This window comes from Bacteroidota bacterium (assembly GCA_017303905.1).
Classification (GTDB): domain Bacteria; phylum Bacteroidota; class Bacteroidia; order B-17B0; family Aurantibacillaceae; genus JAHEYG01.
Window position 1 is genome coordinate 1,747,284 of sequence record JAFLBH010000001.1, and the last position, 19,937, is coordinate 1,767,220.

Annotated in this window: 16 protein-coding genes; 1 reads left to right on the forward strand and 15 read right to left on the reverse strand. The window is 35.9% G+C overall.

All coding sequences use genetic code 11. From position 1 onward, the window contains the following. Positions 1–23: 23 nt before the first annotated feature. Entirely contained in the window at positions 24–1,997 is a 1,974-nt protein-coding gene (locus J0L69_07370) for a PD40 domain-containing protein (protein ID MBN8693001.1), read from the forward strand. Here J0L69_07370 and J0L69_07375 read toward each other — a convergent pair whose 3' ends face one another. From J0L69_07375 to J0L69_07445, 15 genes are all read right to left on the reverse strand, one after another. After that, entirely contained in the window at positions 1,998–2,477 is a 480-nt protein-coding gene (locus J0L69_07375) for a GyrI-like domain-containing protein (protein MBN8693002.1), read from the reverse strand. A gap of 59 nt (positions 2,478–2,536) precedes the next feature. Next, the gene (locus J0L69_07380) at positions 2,537–4,222 is read right to left on the reverse strand and encodes an SBBP repeat-containing protein (protein MBN8693003.1); all 1,686 of its coding nucleotides are present in this window, start codon (positions 4,220–4,222) and stop codon (positions 2,537–2,539) included. Between the two features lie 58 nt (positions 4,223–4,280). Then, a complete protein-coding gene (locus J0L69_07385; GenBank protein ID MBN8693004.1) occupies positions 4,281–5,216 on the reverse strand; it encodes a hypothetical protein in 936 nt (311 codons plus the stop codon). 98 nt (positions 5,217–5,314) lie between these two features. Beyond that, the gene (locus tag J0L69_07390; protein MBN8693005.1) at positions 5,315–6,112 is read right to left on the reverse strand and encodes a response regulator transcription factor; all 798 of its coding nucleotides are present in this window, start codon (positions 6,110–6,112) and stop codon (positions 5,315–5,317) included. Positions 6,113–6,133: 21 nt separating this feature from the next. Then, entirely contained in the window at positions 6,134–8,995 is a 2,862-nt protein-coding gene (locus tag J0L69_07395) for a histidine kinase (GenBank protein MBN8693006.1), read from the reverse strand. A gap of 143 nt (positions 8,996–9,138) precedes the next feature. Further along, positions 9,139–9,729 (reverse strand): HPP family protein, encoded by a 591-nt coding sequence (locus tag J0L69_07400; GenBank protein ID MBN8693007.1) that lies wholly within the window; start codon positions 9,727–9,729, stop codon positions 9,139–9,141. Positions 9,730–9,887: 158 nt separating this feature from the next. Beyond that, positions 9,888–12,086 (reverse strand): tetratricopeptide repeat protein, encoded by a 2,199-nt coding sequence (locus J0L69_07405; protein MBN8693008.1) that lies wholly within the window; start codon positions 12,084–12,086, stop codon positions 9,888–9,890. A gap of 328 nt (positions 12,087–12,414) precedes the next feature. Then, complete coding sequence (locus tag J0L69_07410; GenBank protein ID MBN8693009.1) at positions 12,415–12,954, reverse strand: hypothetical protein; 540 nt, start codon at positions 12,952–12,954, stop codon at positions 12,415–12,417. A gap of 34 nt (positions 12,955–12,988) precedes the next feature. Continuing rightward, positions 12,989–13,294, reverse strand: a complete 306-nt coding sequence (locus J0L69_07415) for a hypothetical protein (GenBank protein MBN8693010.1) — start codon at positions 13,292–13,294, stop codon at positions 12,989–12,991. A gap of 3 nt (positions 13,295–13,297) precedes the next feature. After that, positions 13,298–13,807 carry a phospholipase D family protein gene (locus J0L69_07420; GenBank protein ID MBN8693011.1) on the reverse strand — a complete coding sequence of 170 codons (510 nt, stop codon included), beginning with the start codon at positions 13,805–13,807 and terminating at the stop codon, positions 13,298–13,300. 118 nt (positions 13,808–13,925) lie between these two features. After that, on the reverse strand, positions 13,926–14,618 hold the full coding sequence (locus J0L69_07425; protein MBN8693012.1) for a hypothetical protein: 693 nt from the start codon (positions 14,616–14,618) through the stop codon (positions 13,926–13,928). A gap of 76 nt (positions 14,619–14,694) precedes the next feature. Beyond that, positions 14,695–15,267 carry a Crp/Fnr family transcriptional regulator gene (locus J0L69_07430; protein ID MBN8693013.1) on the reverse strand — a complete coding sequence of 191 codons (573 nt, stop codon included), beginning with the start codon at positions 15,265–15,267 and terminating at the stop codon, positions 14,695–14,697. A gap of 169 nt (positions 15,268–15,436) precedes the next feature. Then, the gene (locus J0L69_07435) at positions 15,437–15,832 is read right to left on the reverse strand and encodes a hypothetical protein (protein MBN8693014.1); all 396 of its coding nucleotides are present in this window, start codon (positions 15,830–15,832) and stop codon (positions 15,437–15,439) included. A gap of 468 nt (positions 15,833–16,300) precedes the next feature. Next, a complete protein-coding gene (locus J0L69_07440; protein MBN8693015.1) occupies positions 16,301–17,143 on the reverse strand; it encodes an HNH endonuclease in 843 nt (280 codons plus the stop codon). A gap of 142 nt (positions 17,144–17,285) precedes the next feature. After that, positions 17,286–19,709, reverse strand: a complete 2,424-nt coding sequence (locus tag J0L69_07445; GenBank protein ID MBN8693016.1) for a UvrD-helicase domain-containing protein — start codon at positions 19,707–19,709, stop codon at positions 17,286–17,288. Positions 19,710–19,937 lie beyond the last annotated feature (228 nt).

Here is a 19,937-nt window from a genome sequence, read left to right on the forward strand (position 1 = left end):
TGTTTTTGACTGGTTCGTTGGTTATGAGCGGGCAGTTTAACTCTTATGTGCTTACTGAAATCGAGATTAACGTAGCCGAAAAGCACATACCGTTTTATAACAAAGCAAAATTATCCATTGAAACCAGACAATACAATGAAGCTGTTGCGCCTCTCGATTCTTTACTTAAAATCTACCCCAACTTAAGTAGTCTTAATTTTTTAAGTGGAATTTCAAAAACGTTTATTGAGTCTCAAAAGAAGCAGGGATTAATTGAGATTAAAAGGGCAGCTGTACGAAGTGTTGAATTACCTGATTATAATTATTGGCTGGCGCGTGCTTACGAAAAAAATGACAGTATAAGCAAGGCTACATTATTTTATAATAAATTTATCAATGAAAAGAAGGCTGTAACTCAAGAGGAGAAGGAGTTGATTCAAAATGCTCAAAAGAGTCTAGATAATCTCAAAGCAGCCGGGCAATTAAAAAACTATTCCAATTTTGCGAGTATAAAAAATTTGGGTTATCCATTAAATACAGATGCTTCCGAATACGTGCCCTTAGTTCCATCCGATGAATCATTTATGATATTTACCTATCGCGGCAAATTTTCTAAAGGAGGTAAGCAGGATGTAACGGCAGTAATGGGAATAAGTAATGCCAAAGCAGAAGAGAAAATTTATTTTGAAGATGTGTTTATTTCACAAAAAGTAAACGATAGTGTTTGGGGTGAACCAAAGCCCATTAAAAACATCAATACCGCTTTACACGATGCCGCGGTAACGCTATCTGCTGATGGTACTTTGTTGTTTATTTATAAAAATACCGGTAAGGGAAATGGAGATTTGTACTTAAGTAAATTAGTTGGTACTACTTGGAGTGTTCCGGTAATTCAAATCGGATTAAATTCAGAAAAGTGGGATGGAAGCGCGGCTTTTTTTCCTGACAATAATAAAATTGTTTTCTCGAGTGAGCGTAAAGGCGGATTCGGAGGAAAGGATTTGTATATGGCGGAAAAAATCGCGGAAAATACCTGGGGGAATATTGTAAACTTGGGAAGTACAATTAATTCTTCCGCAGATGAAGACGCACCGTTTATTACAGCTGACGGTAAAATTTTATTCTTTGCCAGCAACGGAAAGTTAAGTACGGGTGGTTATGATATTTTACGAAGTGATTTAAGTGAGAAAGGTTGGGGAATTCCATTTAATATCGGAAAGCCGGTGAACACCCCCAATGATGATAAATTTTACATGGTAACTGCCGACTCTAAAAAAGGATATTATTCATCCATGATGCCGGGAGGTTATGGTGAGCAGGATATTTACTGTATTACACCCGGTATTCCCGAAAAACCGGTGAGAGTAGTACAAGTATCAGGGAACATCACCTATAATAATAAACCGGTGGGAGGAAAGCTTGAAGTTAAAAACATAAGTAAGACTGAGGTTAAACCTTTAATCTATTATTCGAACTCGGGTAACGGAAAATTTTTAGCCAATTTAGCCGCGAATGAAGAATATGAGTTGAAGTTTACATACAAGAATTTAGAGCCGCAAACAAAAGTATTAATTACTAAGGGAGTTGATTCAACCAAATATTTAACTGTTATTGCAGATTTTTATTCAGATGCTGTGCTAAAGCAAATGGAAAAGAGTCGCGATAGTATAAACGCCGTAGCATTGGCAGCCAACAAAAAGGTAAACTTCGATGACTTTAGAAGTAAGTATGGTAATTTGGTTTTAGACAGCACCACATATTTTGTGCAGATTGCAGCCTATAAATTCATTGAGAATTACGATTATTCAACTTGTCTGCGTATAGGAATGAAAATCCGTCGTTCTTCCAATGATTTAGTAACCCGTTTTACTGTGGGAAATTATTCAACCTTTAATGAAGCTGAAGAAAAATTGAAAGTTCTGAAGGGGCAGGGAATTAAAGACGCATTCATCATTGTGTTCCATCGCAATAAATACCGTTATCTGGTGGATTTAATTAAAGAGGGTGTATATAAGTAATCAGACTTTTCCTACCGGTATCCAAATCTCTTCTTCCGATTCCGGATTATTGTTTTTGTATTTGGCACCCATAACTGCAAAGTGCGGACGGTTATCTACTGTAAGTCCCGCTTGTGGCAAGCACTCCGTAAAAATTTTATTAAAGAAAGCAGGAGCTGAGGCACTTGTTCCTTTGTAATTAAAAACTGCATACTGTCCTTCCGGAGAAACTAAAGTGTGCATGCCTTCTGGAATAGAATCAAAATCAGCAACTTCAACCGCTGCCCATTTTATGAATGGAGTAGTGGGATTAAATGCTTTAAAAAAATCGCTTGGATAAATTTCGGCGGAATATAACTCGATGCCAATAGTATTGGTAATTTCTTTTTTTCTTGGCATGAAACTACGCCACAATTCAGGGATTTGATTGTTAGCAAAACTCATTTCTTTGCTCAGGCCAATAAATAATTTTTTTGGGAGTGTTATCGTTTTAAATTCCATGTTGTAAAAATAAAAAAGGGATGCACAACTGCATCCCTTTTTTATAAATTGTTTTGAAATTAATGTTTTACAAAACGTGTGGTGCCAATTCCTTTTACGGTTTTAATTTGTAAGGTGTAAATTCCCGCAGGTAATTGTTCAACTGAGAATGTATTTGTGCCTTCTTGCTGAACCAATTCTCCCAACAAATTATACACTAAAACACTTTCAAGGTTTTCTGCTGTTCTGATAGTAATTTCACTTGTAGCCGGATTCGGATAAACTAAAGCTTCAAATCCCGCAGCCGCTTCCTGAATGTTTAATGTAATGGCAGGATGTAGTTTTACTAAAAACAAATCTGTTGAACCGGCAGATGTAAGATTATAAATAGCAGGATATGGATCGAAATCAGCGGTGCCTGAGAAATTACCTGTTGTAATGATGTTCCCGCTTGCATCAACAGTAACGCAGTTGCCGATATCACCACCTGTGCCACCTAAATTAGCAGCCCAAACAAAATTTCCGTTCATGTCTAATTTAGAAACATACGCGTTGTTATTTCCTGAGGGACCTGACGCAATTAAATTATTGGTTCCTGCACTTGGGTCAAAATCTACAGTACCTGCAAAGAAACCGCTTGAGTAAACATTACCTGAAGCATCTACTTTTATTGATTTACCATTCGCGTCAAAACTGCTTCCTCCAATTTGTTTAGCCCATAAATAAATCCCGTTAATATCATATTTCGCGACGAAAATATCTAAACCGGCAGAATTAGTTAAGTTGGCAATACCTGCGCTTGGATCAAAATCGCAAGCTCCTTCAAAGAAACCGGTTATATGAATGTTTCCACTTGCATCCATATCTATACCTAAAATTTCATCGCTTGTTGAGCCGCCGATACGATTAGCCCAAACATAATTTCCACCGGCATCTAACTTGCTGATAAAACCATCTTGAAAACCTATTGAACCAAGTGGAGCGCTTGCGGCACTCGGATCAAAATCTACATTTCCTTGAAACGATCCTACTGTATAAACATTACCACTACCATCAACATCTATACCATTTCCGTAACAGTTAGAACTTGAACCACCCAATTGTTTTGCCCAAATATAGTTTCCATTGTTATCGTACTTCGCAACAAAAATATCTGCGCCTGTAGAGTTACTTAAATTAGCTACACCTGCATTCGGATCAAAATCAACAGTTGAATTAAAATAACCGGTTAGATAAATGTTTCCTGTCGCATCTAATGTAAGCGCTTGTCCTGCTTCTGATGATATGCCACTCATTGCCTTTGCCCAAACAAAATTTCCGGAGGCATCTAACTTGCAAACAAAAATATCCTGATTGGTGGCAGTCATATTAAAACTGGCCGCACTAGGGTCGAAATCAACAGTCCCAATAAAGAAACCTGTAATATAAACGTTACCTGTTGCATCAACCGCGATAGCGCGAGGTTTGCTGTCTAAATTACTTCCGCCAATTTGTTTTGCCCAAAGATAATTCCCATTCGCGTCGTACTTACTTACAAAAATATCGATGCCCGTAGTGTTGCTTAAGTTAGCAACATTGCTGCTTGGATCAAAATCAACGGTGCCCATAAAGCCTCCTGTGTTATAAACGTTGCCGGTAGCGTCGGTTGTTACAGCAATTCCCTCTTCAATTCCGGTTGAACCAATGCCGTGTGCCCATTGTAAAGTTTGCGCCTGAGTGGCTAATGCACCCAGTAATAATGCGCTTAAAAGTAGTTTGTGTTTCATGATTTGTGTTTTTTATTCTAGACTAAAAATTTCTAATATTTTTTTCTGCAACAGATAATTAATTACCTCCCACCGCTGAAACGGTTCCTCCACAATTGTTGTTAGCGCCAGAAATAAGCTGACCCTTCAGCGTGTAATTACCATGCTTATCTTTTACGGCGTAGTATAGATTGTCTTTACATGAAAACTGACTGGAACTTCCACCATTAATGTGATTGGTCGCACCGTTATCGCGAATCACAGTTAGAATTCCGGTACCTGTATTTTTAATCGTTATTTTTGAAGGCACGTCTTTATCTTTATTCATTTCAGCTAGTTTTCTTTGACCTTCCTCCGATAACCAATACGCATCATTTTTTGCTTTAATCGCTGCTTTATCGGCTGAGGCTTTATTTTCTACCGCGTCAATTTCTGCTTTAATTTCATCCGTAAAATTGGCAGTTGCTTTTTCCTGCACAGCCTTCATTTCATTAAAATAATTTTTAATAGCCTCTTCATGATTACGAGTTTTTAATTCCTTTAAGGCTGCTTTACCGCTGGTATGTTCGCCTTTGGCCGGCTTCATTAGTACGTACACATTTTCTAATACGATGCTCTCTACAGCTAAAGGATTAGATACTTTCTGAATGCAGTACAATAAACCATTGATGTATACATAAGCCAAACTATGTGTCTTCGAATGGAATAAAGAAGGCTCTGTATAATGATTAGGTTTTAAAAATCCGAAACCACAATTAATAAGCGGGTCACTTTTTCCTTCTTTATTTAATTGAAAGGCGGAAAGTTTATTGTTAACGTTATTCACGAATTTCAGTTCGCACTGCTGTGATGCTTGAGCCGAATAAGTATTACCTTCTTTTGTGATGCCCCAATATTGTTTAAATACAGAACCTTCACCTAATTCTTCAAGCGAAGTTAACTGCCCTTTAACTTGAGCAAAGGTGATTTGAATAGAGCATGCAATAAGCGCAATTGTTGCAAATAGTTTTTTCATAAAGTTGTTTTAAATAAATATTGCACAATATTACTGAGACTGCATTCATAAATCAGTAAAAACTCAGCAACAGCCAATAAAGTTCAGGAATGGATGATTCAAGCCAGGATAGCGGCTTCAAATTCGGCTTTTTTGTATTTGGAAAGCTTGGTGATTAAACCGTTGGAAAGCTGAATGGATAAATCGGATTTGGAGTAATTTTTAATAAAATTCTTGTTTACCAACCAGGATTTATGTACCCTAAAAAACTGTGGTAAACTTTCTAAAACGGTCTCAAAATGCTTTAAGTTTTTACTCGCCACGTATTTTTTATCGGTGGTATGAATCACGCAATAGGATTCCTGCGCTTCAATGGCGATGATGCTATGAATGGCGACAATGTTTTGCTGACCTTTATCGGTAATGACAATGTTTTTAAGTTGCTTTGTTTCCAAAGTGTTGCTTAACAGTGATAGTCTTTCATTTTGTTGTGAAACATTGCGTTTTTCCTGCACACGTTTCACCGACGATTTTAAACGCTCGATATCAATAGGCTTGAGTAAATAATCGATAGCGGCTACTTCAAAAGCACGAATAGCATACTGATCATAAGCCGTCACAAAAATGAGCTCAAAGTTTATTTCCTTGAAAAAGTTAACAATTTCATAACCCGCGTAATTGGGCATTTCAATATCTGAAAAAACAACATCAGGTTTGTATTGGTTAATCACTTCTACCGCTTTCGTCAGATTTTCACATTTGGCGAGTAATTCAACTTCCGGACAAAAACGTAATAATAAATTTTCGAGCACATCGCGCGCACTTTCTTCATCATCAATTAATATGGTTCTTAATTTACTCACGGGTGTAAAATTACTTTTTGCCTCAGGTTCCTGCAAGTCGATTTCAGCAATCACCTGTTTTTATTCATTAACAGATTAATACTTATGTTTTATCGGTATGTTTAAGGTTACGCGTGTGCCGAGCGTTTCCTCTCCGTTTTTTAAATCCGTATACGTAAAACCAAAGGCACCTTCAAATACTTCACTTAAAATGTCAAAACGTTTACGAATAGCCTTCACCGAAAAAGATTCATGCTCCGAACGCTGACGTAACTTAATGGCTTTGGCTTTTTCTCTGCCTATTCCGTTGTCTTCTATTGTACAAATCAACACCTCTTTCAATTCAAATTTTATGCTAAGTTTCTTTTCACCCTCTTTATGGAGTAATCCGTGCACCAGGGCATTTTCAATAAAAGGTTGAATCAGCATGGGCGGAATTTGTATATCCACAATATCCTTTGTATCGATACTGAAACTAAAATCTTTTTTAAAGCGAAGTTGTTCCAGTGATAAATACAATTCTATGAGTTTAATCTCCTGCTCAAAGTCGATAAAATCTTTATCCGAGTAACTTAATGTTCTTCGTACTAAATTAGAGAAGGTGGTAATGTATGAATACGAATGCTCCACATCACCTTTTAAAATTAAATCCTGAATGGAGTTCAGCGAATTAAAAATAAAATGCGGATTCATCTGCGACTGAATGGCGGTAAGTTTGGATGCATTTAATTCGTTGATGCGTTGCGACTTTTTTCGTTGTATGCTTAATTGCCATTTGTAAATGCTGTAAACACTTCCTAAAAAAATCAGTACGGCAATTGAAATAAACCACCAGCGCGCGTAAAAGGGCGAAGCAATGCTGAACGAATACGAAACAGTATCGCTAAACACACCTTGTTTTTCGGCTTTGGCTAAAAAAGTATAATTGCCGGGCGCTAACGCATTATAAATTATTTGATTGGAAGAATAATCATTGACCGACCAATTATCATCGTTGCCTTCCAATTTATAATGATAACGAATGCTCTCGCGATTACGCAGGGTGGGTGAACTTAGCGTAAATTGAATTTTTCGTTGTGCATTGGAAAAATCTTTTGTTGAAGCAGGTTGTTGAATATCGTTCACAGCTATTTGTGAAAGATAAACGGAAGGCTTACCGGTTTTTTGCTGCAACTTATTTAAATTGATTTGTTGCACACCTTGGGTATGACTTACCCATAAAGTATGTTCATGTAGGGTGAAATCTATAACGCGATTACTTGAAAAACCTTGTGAAGTACTCAACGCATTTATCAGATTCCCTTTTAAATCGAATTGAAAGAGACCTTTTAATGATTTTGAAATTATACTATTATCGTAGACAATCATTTTACTGAAAGCTTCCGGAACCCCATTCAGAAGAAGTGGTAAAGACTGTTTTATCGTAGTGTTTTTAATTAGTAGAGCACCACCTTTTTTATGAGCCGCATAAATTATACCATTATTATATGCTAATGTATTCGGGAATACAGCTTCATTGTTGTAAAGGACTTTTTGCGAAGCGCCGTTATTATAAATGGCAAACAAACCATTGGAAGTGGATGCATACATCACTCCGCTATTTGTATTGTACGCCATGCCGTAAATCCTGAACATAAAATCTTTTAAGTACTCACAGCTAAATTCAGTACCGCCTTTCCACATACATTTGATGATGCCGCGATTGGTGCCAAGATAAAATAGATTTTCGGATACGATCACAGCATCTTTTAAGGAAGCATCTGCCAAATCAATGATAACTTTCGATTTTTTATTGTAGGCTCTGATTTTGCCATTATCAAATATCACGAATGGAAATCCGTTTTTCTGATAGAGTTTTTCAATCGAACGTTTTCCCTGATCATTAATGATGCTTAATGTTTTATTTGTGTAATTAAACAGTTTTCCTTTCGATGAACCCATCCATAAACCATTTTCTGCATCATAAACAAGGGATGAAATGGGATCATCCTTAAAAGAGTGAATCACATCCGGGATGCGCATATCCGGAATTACCAAAATACCTTTATCAAAGGTGCTGAGTAATATATTTCCTTCCGCATCTTTATAAACATCAGAAATGTAGTAGTCTTCGTAATATAAATTGTCTTGCTGCACCACTAAATCTTTATTTAACATGGCCACGCCCGGCAAGGTTCCGGCAATCCACATTTCATTGTCTGTGAAATATAATCGAATGGATTGGCTATGTTCAAAGGCAGGATTATGTGGAATTGGATTTAGTTCAAAGGTTTCACTGTTAAATTCGTAAAGGGCTTTTGTTTTTAAACTTAAAGCATAATTTTTTTTATTGAAGGCAAAGAATTTTAAAACAAAATCTTTTTCCAAGGAGTTGTTTTTAAGAATTAAAGGATGCTTTTCTGCTTTATGACTATCGATGACCAAGAGCGAATCGTCGCCATTTAAATGGTAAAAGGTGTATTGTTTTCCGTCATAGTAAGGCGGACCTAAATAATGTTTATTAATTGGGAAACGTTGAAGTACCTGAGCTTTTTCGTTTAACTGAATTATTTTTTTTGCGCCAATTAAAAGTAAGTTGTCATTTGTAACACTTAAACTGATATCGGAATTTATTTCATCTTCTTTTAATTCATAAAATAAACTGCAGGTTTTGTTATTTATTTGAAAAACCTGATGATTGAGGTTATGGCAATAAATAGTTCCGTTTTTTGTTATGACAAAATTAAAAACGGCATTACTCTTGGCTTTATCGCATTCTATTTTTTGATAGGTATAATGGTTAAAATAAAACAGACCTTCATTAGTCGCAATCCAGTAATTCAAATCCTTGTCTTGCACTACATCGTATACCTGAATGCCTTTAAATTGATTTTCGCCTAAAATAAAATAAGCGGCCTGTTGTGCCCGAAGCGAGAGACAACAACAAATAAGCGTAAATAAGACTAATTTTAAGCGCACAAGCAAAGATAAAATTAATCGGGATAATGGATGAATCCGTTGCTGAATTGAAATAGCTGTTGCTTAAGTAGTCTATGCTAATGAATTTAGAGAATCTGAAACAGTTTTATGTGGAAAATAGAGTAAATAAAAACATGAAAGCATCAGAATTTAGTAATTCTCATGTTTTGAAATTTTGGTCTCTTAAGTAATAACGGATATCTTTTTATGTTTGGAACATAATTACAAAGAAAAGCAACTGAGGTAAGAATTAAACATCCGCTTAGAATGGGAGAGAGGACAAATAAGTAGCCAAGGGATTTTATTTTTTCGGTACCAATTACTGCAATGAGAGCAGTGGCGCCGCCCGGCGGATGTAATGTTTTGGTGAATTGCATTAAAACAATTGAGCAAGCCACGGCCAAAGGAGCATTTAACCATAAAGGATCTGGTATGAGTTTATAAATAGTAACACCAACCAGAGCGGAAATTAAATGCCCGCCAACTAAACTTCTTGTTTGAGCAAGCGGACTTTTAGCAGCGCCAAAAACTAAAACACAGGACGCGCCGAAAGAACCGATTAAAAAGAAATTTTCTTGATGATCTAATATGGTGGATTGTAAAAAAGCAACAATTCCTATGGAAAGGAAAGCGCCTATGAAGGCAAAGAGCTTTTCCTGAAAGTTCCAGGTGGTTTCCTTGTACACAATATATTTAGTACGTCGGTACGTTTTTTGAAGCGTCTCTTTGGGCATAAAAACGAAATATTTCGCGTAAAAATAGCAAAAATATGATTTAAATCATAGAATTAACAACTAACTTAATTTATGAGTGCTAACTCAACGAGTAGGTTTTTTTAGGTCTGGGGCTGAGCGATTTACCAGTTCTTCGTCAGTTTTTGGAGAGTAAAACATTAAACCTTAATACCAACCAAAGTAATGTCATCTACCTGCTCAATATTACCTATCCATTCACTGAAAGTTTTATTCAGTAAAGCTTGTTGTTCGCTTAGACTAAGGTGAGCGTTGTTTACTAAAAGTTCTTTCAGATTTTTGCTCATAAACTTTTTGCCTTTTGGTCCGCCAAATTGGTCAGGGAAACCATCTGTTAAGGCGTAAATCATGTCTCCGCTTTGTAAATCGATGGTATGTAAGGTAAAGGCTTCCGTATCGCGATCATGTTTTCCTACCGGCATTTTATCGGCTTTAATTTCAATAATGGAGGCGGAGCTCTTGTCGGGTCGAGCGAAGTCGAGACCTTTTCCGTTTTCGCTGTCTTTCTCGACTTCGCTCGAAATGACAGTGACCGGTCTTACTATCCACACCGGATTATGCGCGGCTGCAACCAATAGTTGTTTGTTCTTGTTATCAAATACAATTAAACTGCAATCCATTCCGTCTTTTCCACCTTCGGCGCTACCGTCTTTTTTTAAACGGTTAATGATGTTTCTGCGGGTTAAATCCAAAATCTCGGCAGGGTTGGAGGTTTGCTCCACGGCTTTTTCTAAACTGGTAATGTTAAGTAAACTCATAATAGCACCGGGTACACCATGCCCTGTGCTGTCGGCCGTTACAAAAGCGAAATTTCCATTCAGCAAAGTGTGCGACCAATAAAAGTCACCGCTTACCACATCTTTGGGTTTAAACAGTATAAAGTAATTGTTAGGTTTTAAATAAGTATCTAATGATTCTTTAGTGGCCAGGAAGCTCCGTTGAATTCTCTCGGCATAGTTAATACTATCGGTAATTTCCTTATGCTTTTCTTCAATGATTTCTTTTTGCGCGTGCGTTTCTTTTTCTTTTAACTCAATAATGGCTTTCTGTTTATTAGCAAGAATAAAGCGTTTATAAAGTAATGCGGAGAATATTACAACAATAAGTAGAAGACTTACAATTGAGTAAATTATTAATTGCTGTCTTTTCTTTTCTTCCGAATTTATTAAGGCCTGTTCCTGTGCTTGAGCTTTCAACTCCGTTTCTTTTTTTTCAACTTCAAATTTTGTTATTAAATCTCCTAATTGTTTGCTGTTCTCTGCGTTAAATATGCTGTCGTTTATTTGCTTAAATGTTTTGTAATTTAAATATGCAGATTTGAAATTACCTAGATTAAATTCTGCTTCAGATAAAAGATTGTAACCATCCTTTAAAAGATCAAGACTGTTGATTTCTTTAGAAATCGAAATTATTTTTCTAGCTTCTTCTATAGCTAATTTATAGTTTGACAGTTCAATATTGATGGTAGTAATGTTTAATAATGTTGTTGCTATACCTTTTTTATCCCCTAATTCCTCTTTTATTTTTATTGATTTGTTGAAGTATTCTAATGCATTTGGATAGTTGTTTTGTAAATAATAAATACCACCAATATTATTATAGCAAAACGAGAGTCCTTTTTTGTCTCCGATTTCTTGTTTTATGGCTAGAGCTTTGTTGTAATAATCTATTGCCTTGCTGTAATTACCCTGATCTTCATAGATATTACCAATGTTATTATAGCAGGCAGACGCTCCTTTTTTATTTCCAATCTCCTCATTAATTTTTAATGATTTAAAATAGTATTCTAAAGCCTTGGGGAGGATACTTTGATTTTCATAAACAATACCAATGTCAGAATAACTTGCCGCGATCTCTTTTTTATCCTTTAGCTCTTCATTTATTTTTAAGGCTTTTGTATAATATTCAACTGCTTTAGGAAAATTGCTTTGGTTCTCATATATAATACCAATATTGGAGTAGCAAGTAGCGATTCCCTTTTTATGCCTCAGTTTTTCATTTATTTTTAAAGCATTGAAATAATATTCTAATGCTTTCGAATAATCACCTTGCGCCTCATAAATACCGCCGATGCTATTAAAGCATTTTGAAATTACTCTTTTAGAATTTATCTTTTCACTTAGTTTTAAACTTTGGTTATAGAATTGCAGAGCAGTATCGAAAGAGTAGTTTGAACGATAATATTCACCTATTAAAAATAAATTACGGGCTTTAATAGTATCCTCTTTAGTGGTATTATTAAGTTTTAAAAGAGAGTCCAGCTTTTTGTTTTGACCAACAAGTATGTTTATTAATAAGCAAAAACAAACAAAATAATACAGAATAAGTTCCTTTTTCATTGAATTACTATAAGTATTGTTGTGAGATTAAAACGCTTAAATTTCTATAATTATTTTTACTATATCTACTTAAAGACTCGTTTATTCTAACATAAACTATTTCTAAGGAACCTTTCCCAATTCCGAATAAAAATAAAAGAAGGAAGTAGAGCGAGCTGAGAGAAAGGGAGGACATAAAGTACAGTACAAATAGTTACGTTAATTAGTAGAATTGATTTTCTTAAATATACGAATTAAATGTAAACGAAGCCTATAGTGCTAAGTTTTATTGATTAAACTCCTCGCGGGTGATGTTTTATTTTTTAAAAGGTCTCTCTATTCTGAAAATTTATTGGTATTCAAGTGTATCTAAATCGACTGATTTTTGGGAACCATCGCTAAACATGAGTTTTGCTGTATTGTTGTTTTCAAATTGAATGCTTTGAAAACTTAAATTATTGCTAGGTTTCTTAATCTTCTTGGTAGTTTTATTAATTAAGTCTTTTTGAATTACTTCATCGTAGCTTAATACTATTAAGGAATTATCAATAAAGTAATTGCCAATAAAAGTAGCTGCTGAAAACGATAAATAGGGAAGGATGCTTTTGTCTAATGTTTGACTGTTTATTAAAAAATGGTCTCCTTCTTTTGGTATATAAATCCAATTGCCATCGGCCGACATAGGATTGTAATTGTTAAGATTAAAATTAATGTGTGGCCAGTTTTCAAAATATGTTGCAGTTACGTCTTTATCATCGAGCATTAAAGATACTTCATAAAGCATCCGTCCATTATTAGGTTCAACGCTTGAAAGAAGGATTAAGCTTAAAATACCTTTTATAGTTCGAAAACTATATTTTTTGTTAATATCCAAGACTTCAAAATTCATTGCTTACGATTACTAACTAATGTAAAATAGTTAATTAATCATTTAATATTGGATTAGCCATTGATGTTTTTCCATTTGATTCTTTACCTGTTTTGTGACAATACTTTTCCTTATAATTTGAATTTTTATATTGTGACCAGCTTTTGTAAGCTTTATCTGAATATGGTTTTGAAGGATTAAATGGAATTCTTTCACCTGTTCTAATACAATAGCCAAAGTTAGATGTGGGATTTTCAACTGATTTGTTAATAGGTGTTTTTGAATTCGTGGATTTAGAAAAATGTTCAGATAAATTATCTTTGATGTTTTGATTACCTTTAAATTTCTTGCCAATTCCCAAAAATCAACCCTCATACTCTGGTACGTTCTTGAAAAGCAGTTCGCTATTCTCAATGACTTTACCAAAATAATCCCAGGCATCTTGGTCTAAATTTTTCTCACCAATTATTACGGTGCTTGTGAAGTTACTTAATAGGCTATACTCCGTTTTTACTCCTACTTCTATATTTTCATCTTGTGAGAAATCATAGAGATTCATGGATGTGATTATCTGTGAAGATTCATTGGCATAGAATTTAGCATGCAATCTTTTTTCATAGCGGATTTCAATCTTAGGAAACTGTTTGAAGAAATCCAGATCAGCAGCAGTTAAACTTTTTGTTATGTCTTGTTCGTTTTTACCAAAAACGATAATGATTTCTAAATCATCATTTTTAACCTTTGATTTTAGTTCATCTGCATATCGATGATGAAGCTTAATGTAAGGAGAAATAAGAATTAGTTTTTGTTCCGCATTCTCAAATATTTTGCCTACTTCCGTATTAAGTTCATTGCCTTTTAAAAACTTTGCCATTTTTCTTAATTATATACTTAAAGATAAATGTTTTTAGCGAGGTGTAAAATAAATTCACGAAATGGCCGCTATTCTGCACCGAGCCATGACCGATTCCGACCGCTTAGGTTTATTGCTGTTAGCTGTTGTTTTTCTTTCGCCTGACATTAATTAATTGTCTGATTGTTACCAAGTGTGAGAATAAAACTAAGGGAACTACGCAAGATGGCAGCCAGTTGAAAGGAAAGTATAATACAGCAATATTGGGCTGGTCAAACGCAAATTTTTGAAATGGGAATGGTGCTGATAGAACGGCATTTGCAATAATATTTATTAAAAGTCCCAAACAGATGAAATTCCAAATCAAGATAATTCGGCTATCTAATTGCTTTTTTATAAAACCGAAGTAAAAAATAAATGGAGCAGTTAGTCCGGATAAAATATCAAAGTTTCTTCCTTCAAAAGTCATAAGTTCAGGAATGGTTTTATTGACGAACAGCCAAAATAGAACAATTTCAACGGGAATTCTAATTATATGCAAAAACGTCAATCTCTTTACATCTAAACTATCAATGAATTGTCTGCCTTTGGAAGTAGTAAATAGTCCGATGATAAAAAGGATAGGGGGTAGAACCAACAGCAAAAATCGTGGGGGAATTGTATCAGTTACTGTATAAAAACCGGAGAGTGCAATGAGTGTCTGTAACGCCAACCAACTCAATAAAATTACGATTGTCGCTTTAGAATTATTCGTTGCCCTATAAATAAGTCCAACGGTTAAGAATGTTGTTAGTCCGAAAACAACACTAATGTATGCAGGTAAATTTTCCATGGTTAAATTTGTTTTTTATGCAAATTTGGAAAACATTTATTCGGATACACTTGACAAAAGGCAAGAAATAGTTAGGTTATAATTTGGCTCGTATGCGACTTAAAGTGCTATCGGTAATTCCTAAATACGAAGCAATCTGTTTTAAAGGAGCGTGTTTTAGGATTTGAGGTTTATTTAAAAGTAGATTTTTATAGCGATCTTCGGCTGTTTGGTTAATCATGGAGTAGTTCCTTTTTTTCGTAGCAATAAATTCTCGGACCAGAATTGATCTTCCGAATTCACGAAAGGCAGGTTTGTTGTGAAACAATTCGTTTAAATGAGAATAGTTTATTTTATAACCTACACAATCTGTTACCGCTTCCATGTTTGTTTCAGAAGGAGTACGGTTAAAAAAGGAAGTTATTTCAAAGGCAACATTATTTTCAATAAAGAAATCAGTGGTTACCTCATTGCCTTCCAAATCATGCAAGTAAGAACGGATTAAGCCTTCTTGTAGAAAAATATAGTCATCACTTACATTTCCTTTTTGCAATATAAAATCACCTTTCTTTATTTTGAAATGATGAAAATAGTTTGAAATGTATTCTGCATCTTCCAACGGAATCGGTACTATACTTAAAATAAAATTAATGAGCTTAATCTTTTCCATTTTTGTTTTTTGAGAGGGTGTAGTTCTTTTTGCAAGCAGGGCTAGTTTTTTGCTTGTCCAAGTTATGCATTTGAGCGTTAGCATGCAAAAAATGGAGCAAGACCTGTGTTAGTGTTTCGTATGGCGCACACAGATACATCTTGAGTTGTCAAGTAGGGCAGTTTAAACTTTAATTTAAAGAAATAAGATTTTCTGATATCATATTTGAATAGATTATGTCTGCTGATTCTAATGTCAATAATAAAGTTTTATTTGAGTCCTCAAATACGAAGTTAATAAATTTGCCATTTGTATTTGTTATTGCTATTTTAATAAGAAATTCAGTTTCTTCAGCAGTAAATTTTCCTTTCAACTTGTCTTTTAATGTGTGGGTTGATTTAAATCTAACGTTAGCTTTAACTTCTTTGTGTTCGTTTAACAATGAAATTGATATGGAAATCGTAATTGGGTTTCCGTCGGTTATTAAAATACCATAGATAGGATTAAATGTCCCAGTAACTTTCTCAAAATAATTAGATTCTAATAATTCAATATTTCCGGTTACATTTTCTGGTTTTAAAGTCATTTTGTCTGTTATTAATTTTATTCGGCTTTGATGTCTGAAAATTATATAATGTCAAAGTATTTGTCTACCCAACATGGAGTTGCCCTTAAGTCCTTATTATTTGCAGTGTCTGCTATGCAACAAAGAGTGTATTGATCATCCTCATTTAAAGCATTTGTAAAAACGCCGACAAGAAGAACTTCAAATGCCTCGTCGTTATATTTGTTCTTGATTGTTTTGCCCTGATATTTTGCAACATACATTGCTAATTCTTTATTTTTTCGTCTATAGTCATAATTTCTATTTTGAAGTAATTTTCTTGTCTTGCGGCAATGTCGCCATATGGACACTAATGGTTGGCAGCCTTGCGTTGTGGCGGATTTGAAACACTAAACTGTCTGTTCGCACAATATTTATTAAACGCACAACTGTTTATATCCGCACTTCCCTCGTCATAACGGAAAGGTGCTGTTACCAGCTGGCGTTTTGTCACCCATAGTTTGCAACGTCAATGTCAAAATGATTTTTATTCAGTTGCCCCTTTACTTTGTTATTTGTCTGTTCTGTTATGTGAAGGTCACCGAAGTCAAATTCTTTATGATGATTTGGACAAAGAACTAAAAGATTACCTAAAATACTTTGTCCGCCTTTGCTTACTGGTTTAATATGCGCTACTTCAATATAAAATCCACCGTTCTTTTTTTTGATTTGTTGCCTGCAGTTGGGAAACTGGCACTTGAAATTAGTTGCTAATTTCAGAGCGTTTATCATTTTAGTGTCTTTGCGAATTGTAACCGAAACAAGTTTGTTTATTCTCTCAGGTGAAACATTTTGCATTTGCTTGTTTATTTCAGCCAGTTGTTCTATAATAGATTTATTGTTTGAAGAAATATAGTTGTCAAGTGTCTGGTTGTCGTCAAAAGGATTTCTGTTAAACCAAAGGTTTGAAACACTATTGTCTACTCTTAGCCAACCGAGTTGCGGGAATTTAAAACCCTTTGGTTTGTCGATGTCGATTTTTTTGACAACTTTAATTTTATAACCCACAAAATATCCTTTTGTTGGTCTGCTCTCATAGTATTCATGTCCGAGAGATTTTTTAAAGCGGTGGAAAATTTTCTTCTTATCTGCATAAGGATAGCGGTCAACGGAAACAACTTCGGTTTTCCAAACAAGTTTTTGATTTATTGTGTCGAACCAATAGAGAGTGTCGCCACTTAAAAGTTCGGTGTAAGGAAAATTTCTATTACGCCACATATTAAACCAGTCAGCATTTTCCATTTCGTCTTTGTCGGATGGTAATTCGTAGCCCCTACTTGTTATATATTCCATAATGTCATTGTGTGTTGTCTGTCCAACGCTTGCAGGTAATTAGTGTGTTTGGGCCAAAAGCAAATATTTTAAAACGCTTGTAAGCACTATTCAAAAATATAAAAATTTAGCTAATATCCAAATAAGAAAAGGGTGTTATATCTTACACCTTCATGAGCTTGGCAAATTTGAGGAGAAGTTTCTTTTCTCCGGCTTGAGAGAAGTGGATGGTGGCTTTGCTTTCCGGCCAATTGCCTTCAATATCGCTAATGGTGCCTTGTCCAAATTTTTCGTGCAGCACTACATCGCCTTTTTGTAAACTTTTGTTTAACTCGGTATCAATGGGCTTAGGCGGTGTATTCACAATGCGTGAGTTTAAGCTCACTAATTTTTTTGCCGGCTGGAAGTTGATGCCTTGCTGCGGTGTTTGCTTAGGGCTCGGTGTGCCGCTGCCTTTATTGAATTTTATTTCGCGCTTAGAGGTCTCGTTAAAGTTTTTTCTTAAGGCGCTAAAAGTATCTTCTTCAAATGACAGGCCTTCGTTGCTTTCGGGTAATTCTACATATTGCTGGTCTATCTCTTCAATAAAGCGGCTGGGCTCACAATACAATATGTTTCCAAAACGGTAACGAGTGAGGGCATAACTCAAGGTGGCTTTTTTCTCGGCGCGTGTTACGGCTACATAAAACAAACGGCGCTCTTCTTCCAAATCACTTCTGCTATTTAAACTCAACTGCGATGGAAATAAATTTTCTTCCAATCCCACCACATACACATAAGGAAATTCCAATCCTTTGGCGGCATGTATGGTCATTAAGCTTACTTTGTCCTGGTCTTCATCTTCATCGGCTTCGTCGGTGCCGGTCATTAAGGTAATTTCCTGCATAAACTCGTCCAGCGTTTTTATGCTGTTGTCGCTTGTTTCCGCAAATAAATTACTCTCGTCTTTAGGTAAACTCAGTTTGGTAACTTCGTTGAGTTCTTCTTCCTGCGGCGTGCGCGGTTGCTCGGTAAAATCTTTAATACCGTTTAATAATTCCTGTATGTTCTCATAACGGCTCACACCTTCCGGCGTTTTGTCGGCGTATAATTCACGCACCAGCCCAGAGTTCACTAAAATATGATTGGCTAAATCAAAGGCGTCTTTAATCGGCAGCAGTAAGCAATAGCTTTTAATCGCGGTTACAAAATCACCTATCTTACTCGCAATGCCTCCGCTAATCCCCAAATTAAAATCTTTGAGGTTCGATATAACGGTCCACATACTGGTGTCGTGTTCCGCGGCGGCTACGGTAATTTTATCTAAGGTGGTTTGTCCTATGCCTCTGGCCGGATAGTTAATGATGCGGCGCAATGATTCATCGTCGTTATTGTTAATCGTTAACCTGAAGTAGGCTAGAGCATCTTTAATTTCTTTACGCTGGTAAAAGGAAACGCCACCGTAAATTTTATATGGTAAATTCAAACGTCTTAAGGCTTCCTCAAACGAACGTGATTGCGCGTTGGTTCTGTACAAAATAGCGAAGTCGTGGTTGTGGGCCTGTAATTGCATTTTGGTTTCAAAAATGCTGTTCACCACTTTTTGTCCTTCTTCGTTATCGGTATTGGCGCGTATCACTTTTATTTTTTCGCCGTGTTCATTCTCGGTAAAAACGTTTTTCTTAAACTGTTCTTTGTTATTGGCGATAATGTGATTGGCAGCGCCTACAATGGTTTTGGTACTTCTGTAGTTCTGCTCGAGCTTAAAGGTTCTTAAATCCGGATAATCTTTTTCAAAATTTAAAATATTCTGAATGTTCGCCCCACGGAAGGCGTAAATACTCTGCGCATCGTCGCCCACCACGCAAATGTTCTGAAAGCGCGCGGCTAATTGTTTGATGATAACGTATTGCGAGAAGTTGGTATCCTGATACTCATCCACCAAAATGTAACGGAACTTATTCTGGTATTTCAATAACACATCCGGAAAGTCACGCAACAACACATTGGTGTTGTACAACAAATCATCAAAGTCCATGGCCCCGGCTTTGAAATTTCTTTTTTGATACGCCACAAAAATTTGTCCGAGTAATGGTTTGTTACTCGATTGGTCTTCGGCCTGGGTAATGGGATTGTTGGCGTATTGCTGTGCGGAGATGAGTTTGTTTTTCGCGTCGGAGATGCGGTTTAAAACCAGGGATGGTTTATATACTTTCTCGTCGAGATTAAATTGTTTTAATATTTCTTTGATAACGCTTTTGCTGTCGTCGGTATCGTAAATGGTAAAGTTATTGGGGTAACCGATTTTTTCTGCTTCGTAGCGTAAAATTTTCGCGAAGATAGAGTGGAAGGTCCCCATCCAGATATTTTTGGCATTTTGGGAGCCTACAATTTTCGCGATACGTTCTTTCATTTCGCGGGCGGCTTTATTGGTAAAAGTTAAAGCCAGAATATTGAAGGGATCCACACCTTTATCAATTAAATGAGCGATGCGGTAGGTGAGTACCCGCGTTTTTCCTGAACCGGCACCGGCAATAATCATCACCGGACCATCAGAGGCGAGGGCGGCTTCACGTTGCGCGGGATTTAGTTCATTAATATAGCTCATAATTGGGGATTACAAATATACGGGAATTGTGAGGGGGATGATTTGGTGTTGATAAAATTTAATGACGGTTTATAACCCCTCTGTCACAAACCCCTCTGTCAGAAAACCCCTCTGTCACTACGTGACATCTCCCCTTAGCAGGGGAGAAATCAGTCGTGGTAGAATTGAGCTACACATACAACGTGTAAATTCTGTTTTTAAAAGGAGAAATTTTTCGTGATGTATTTA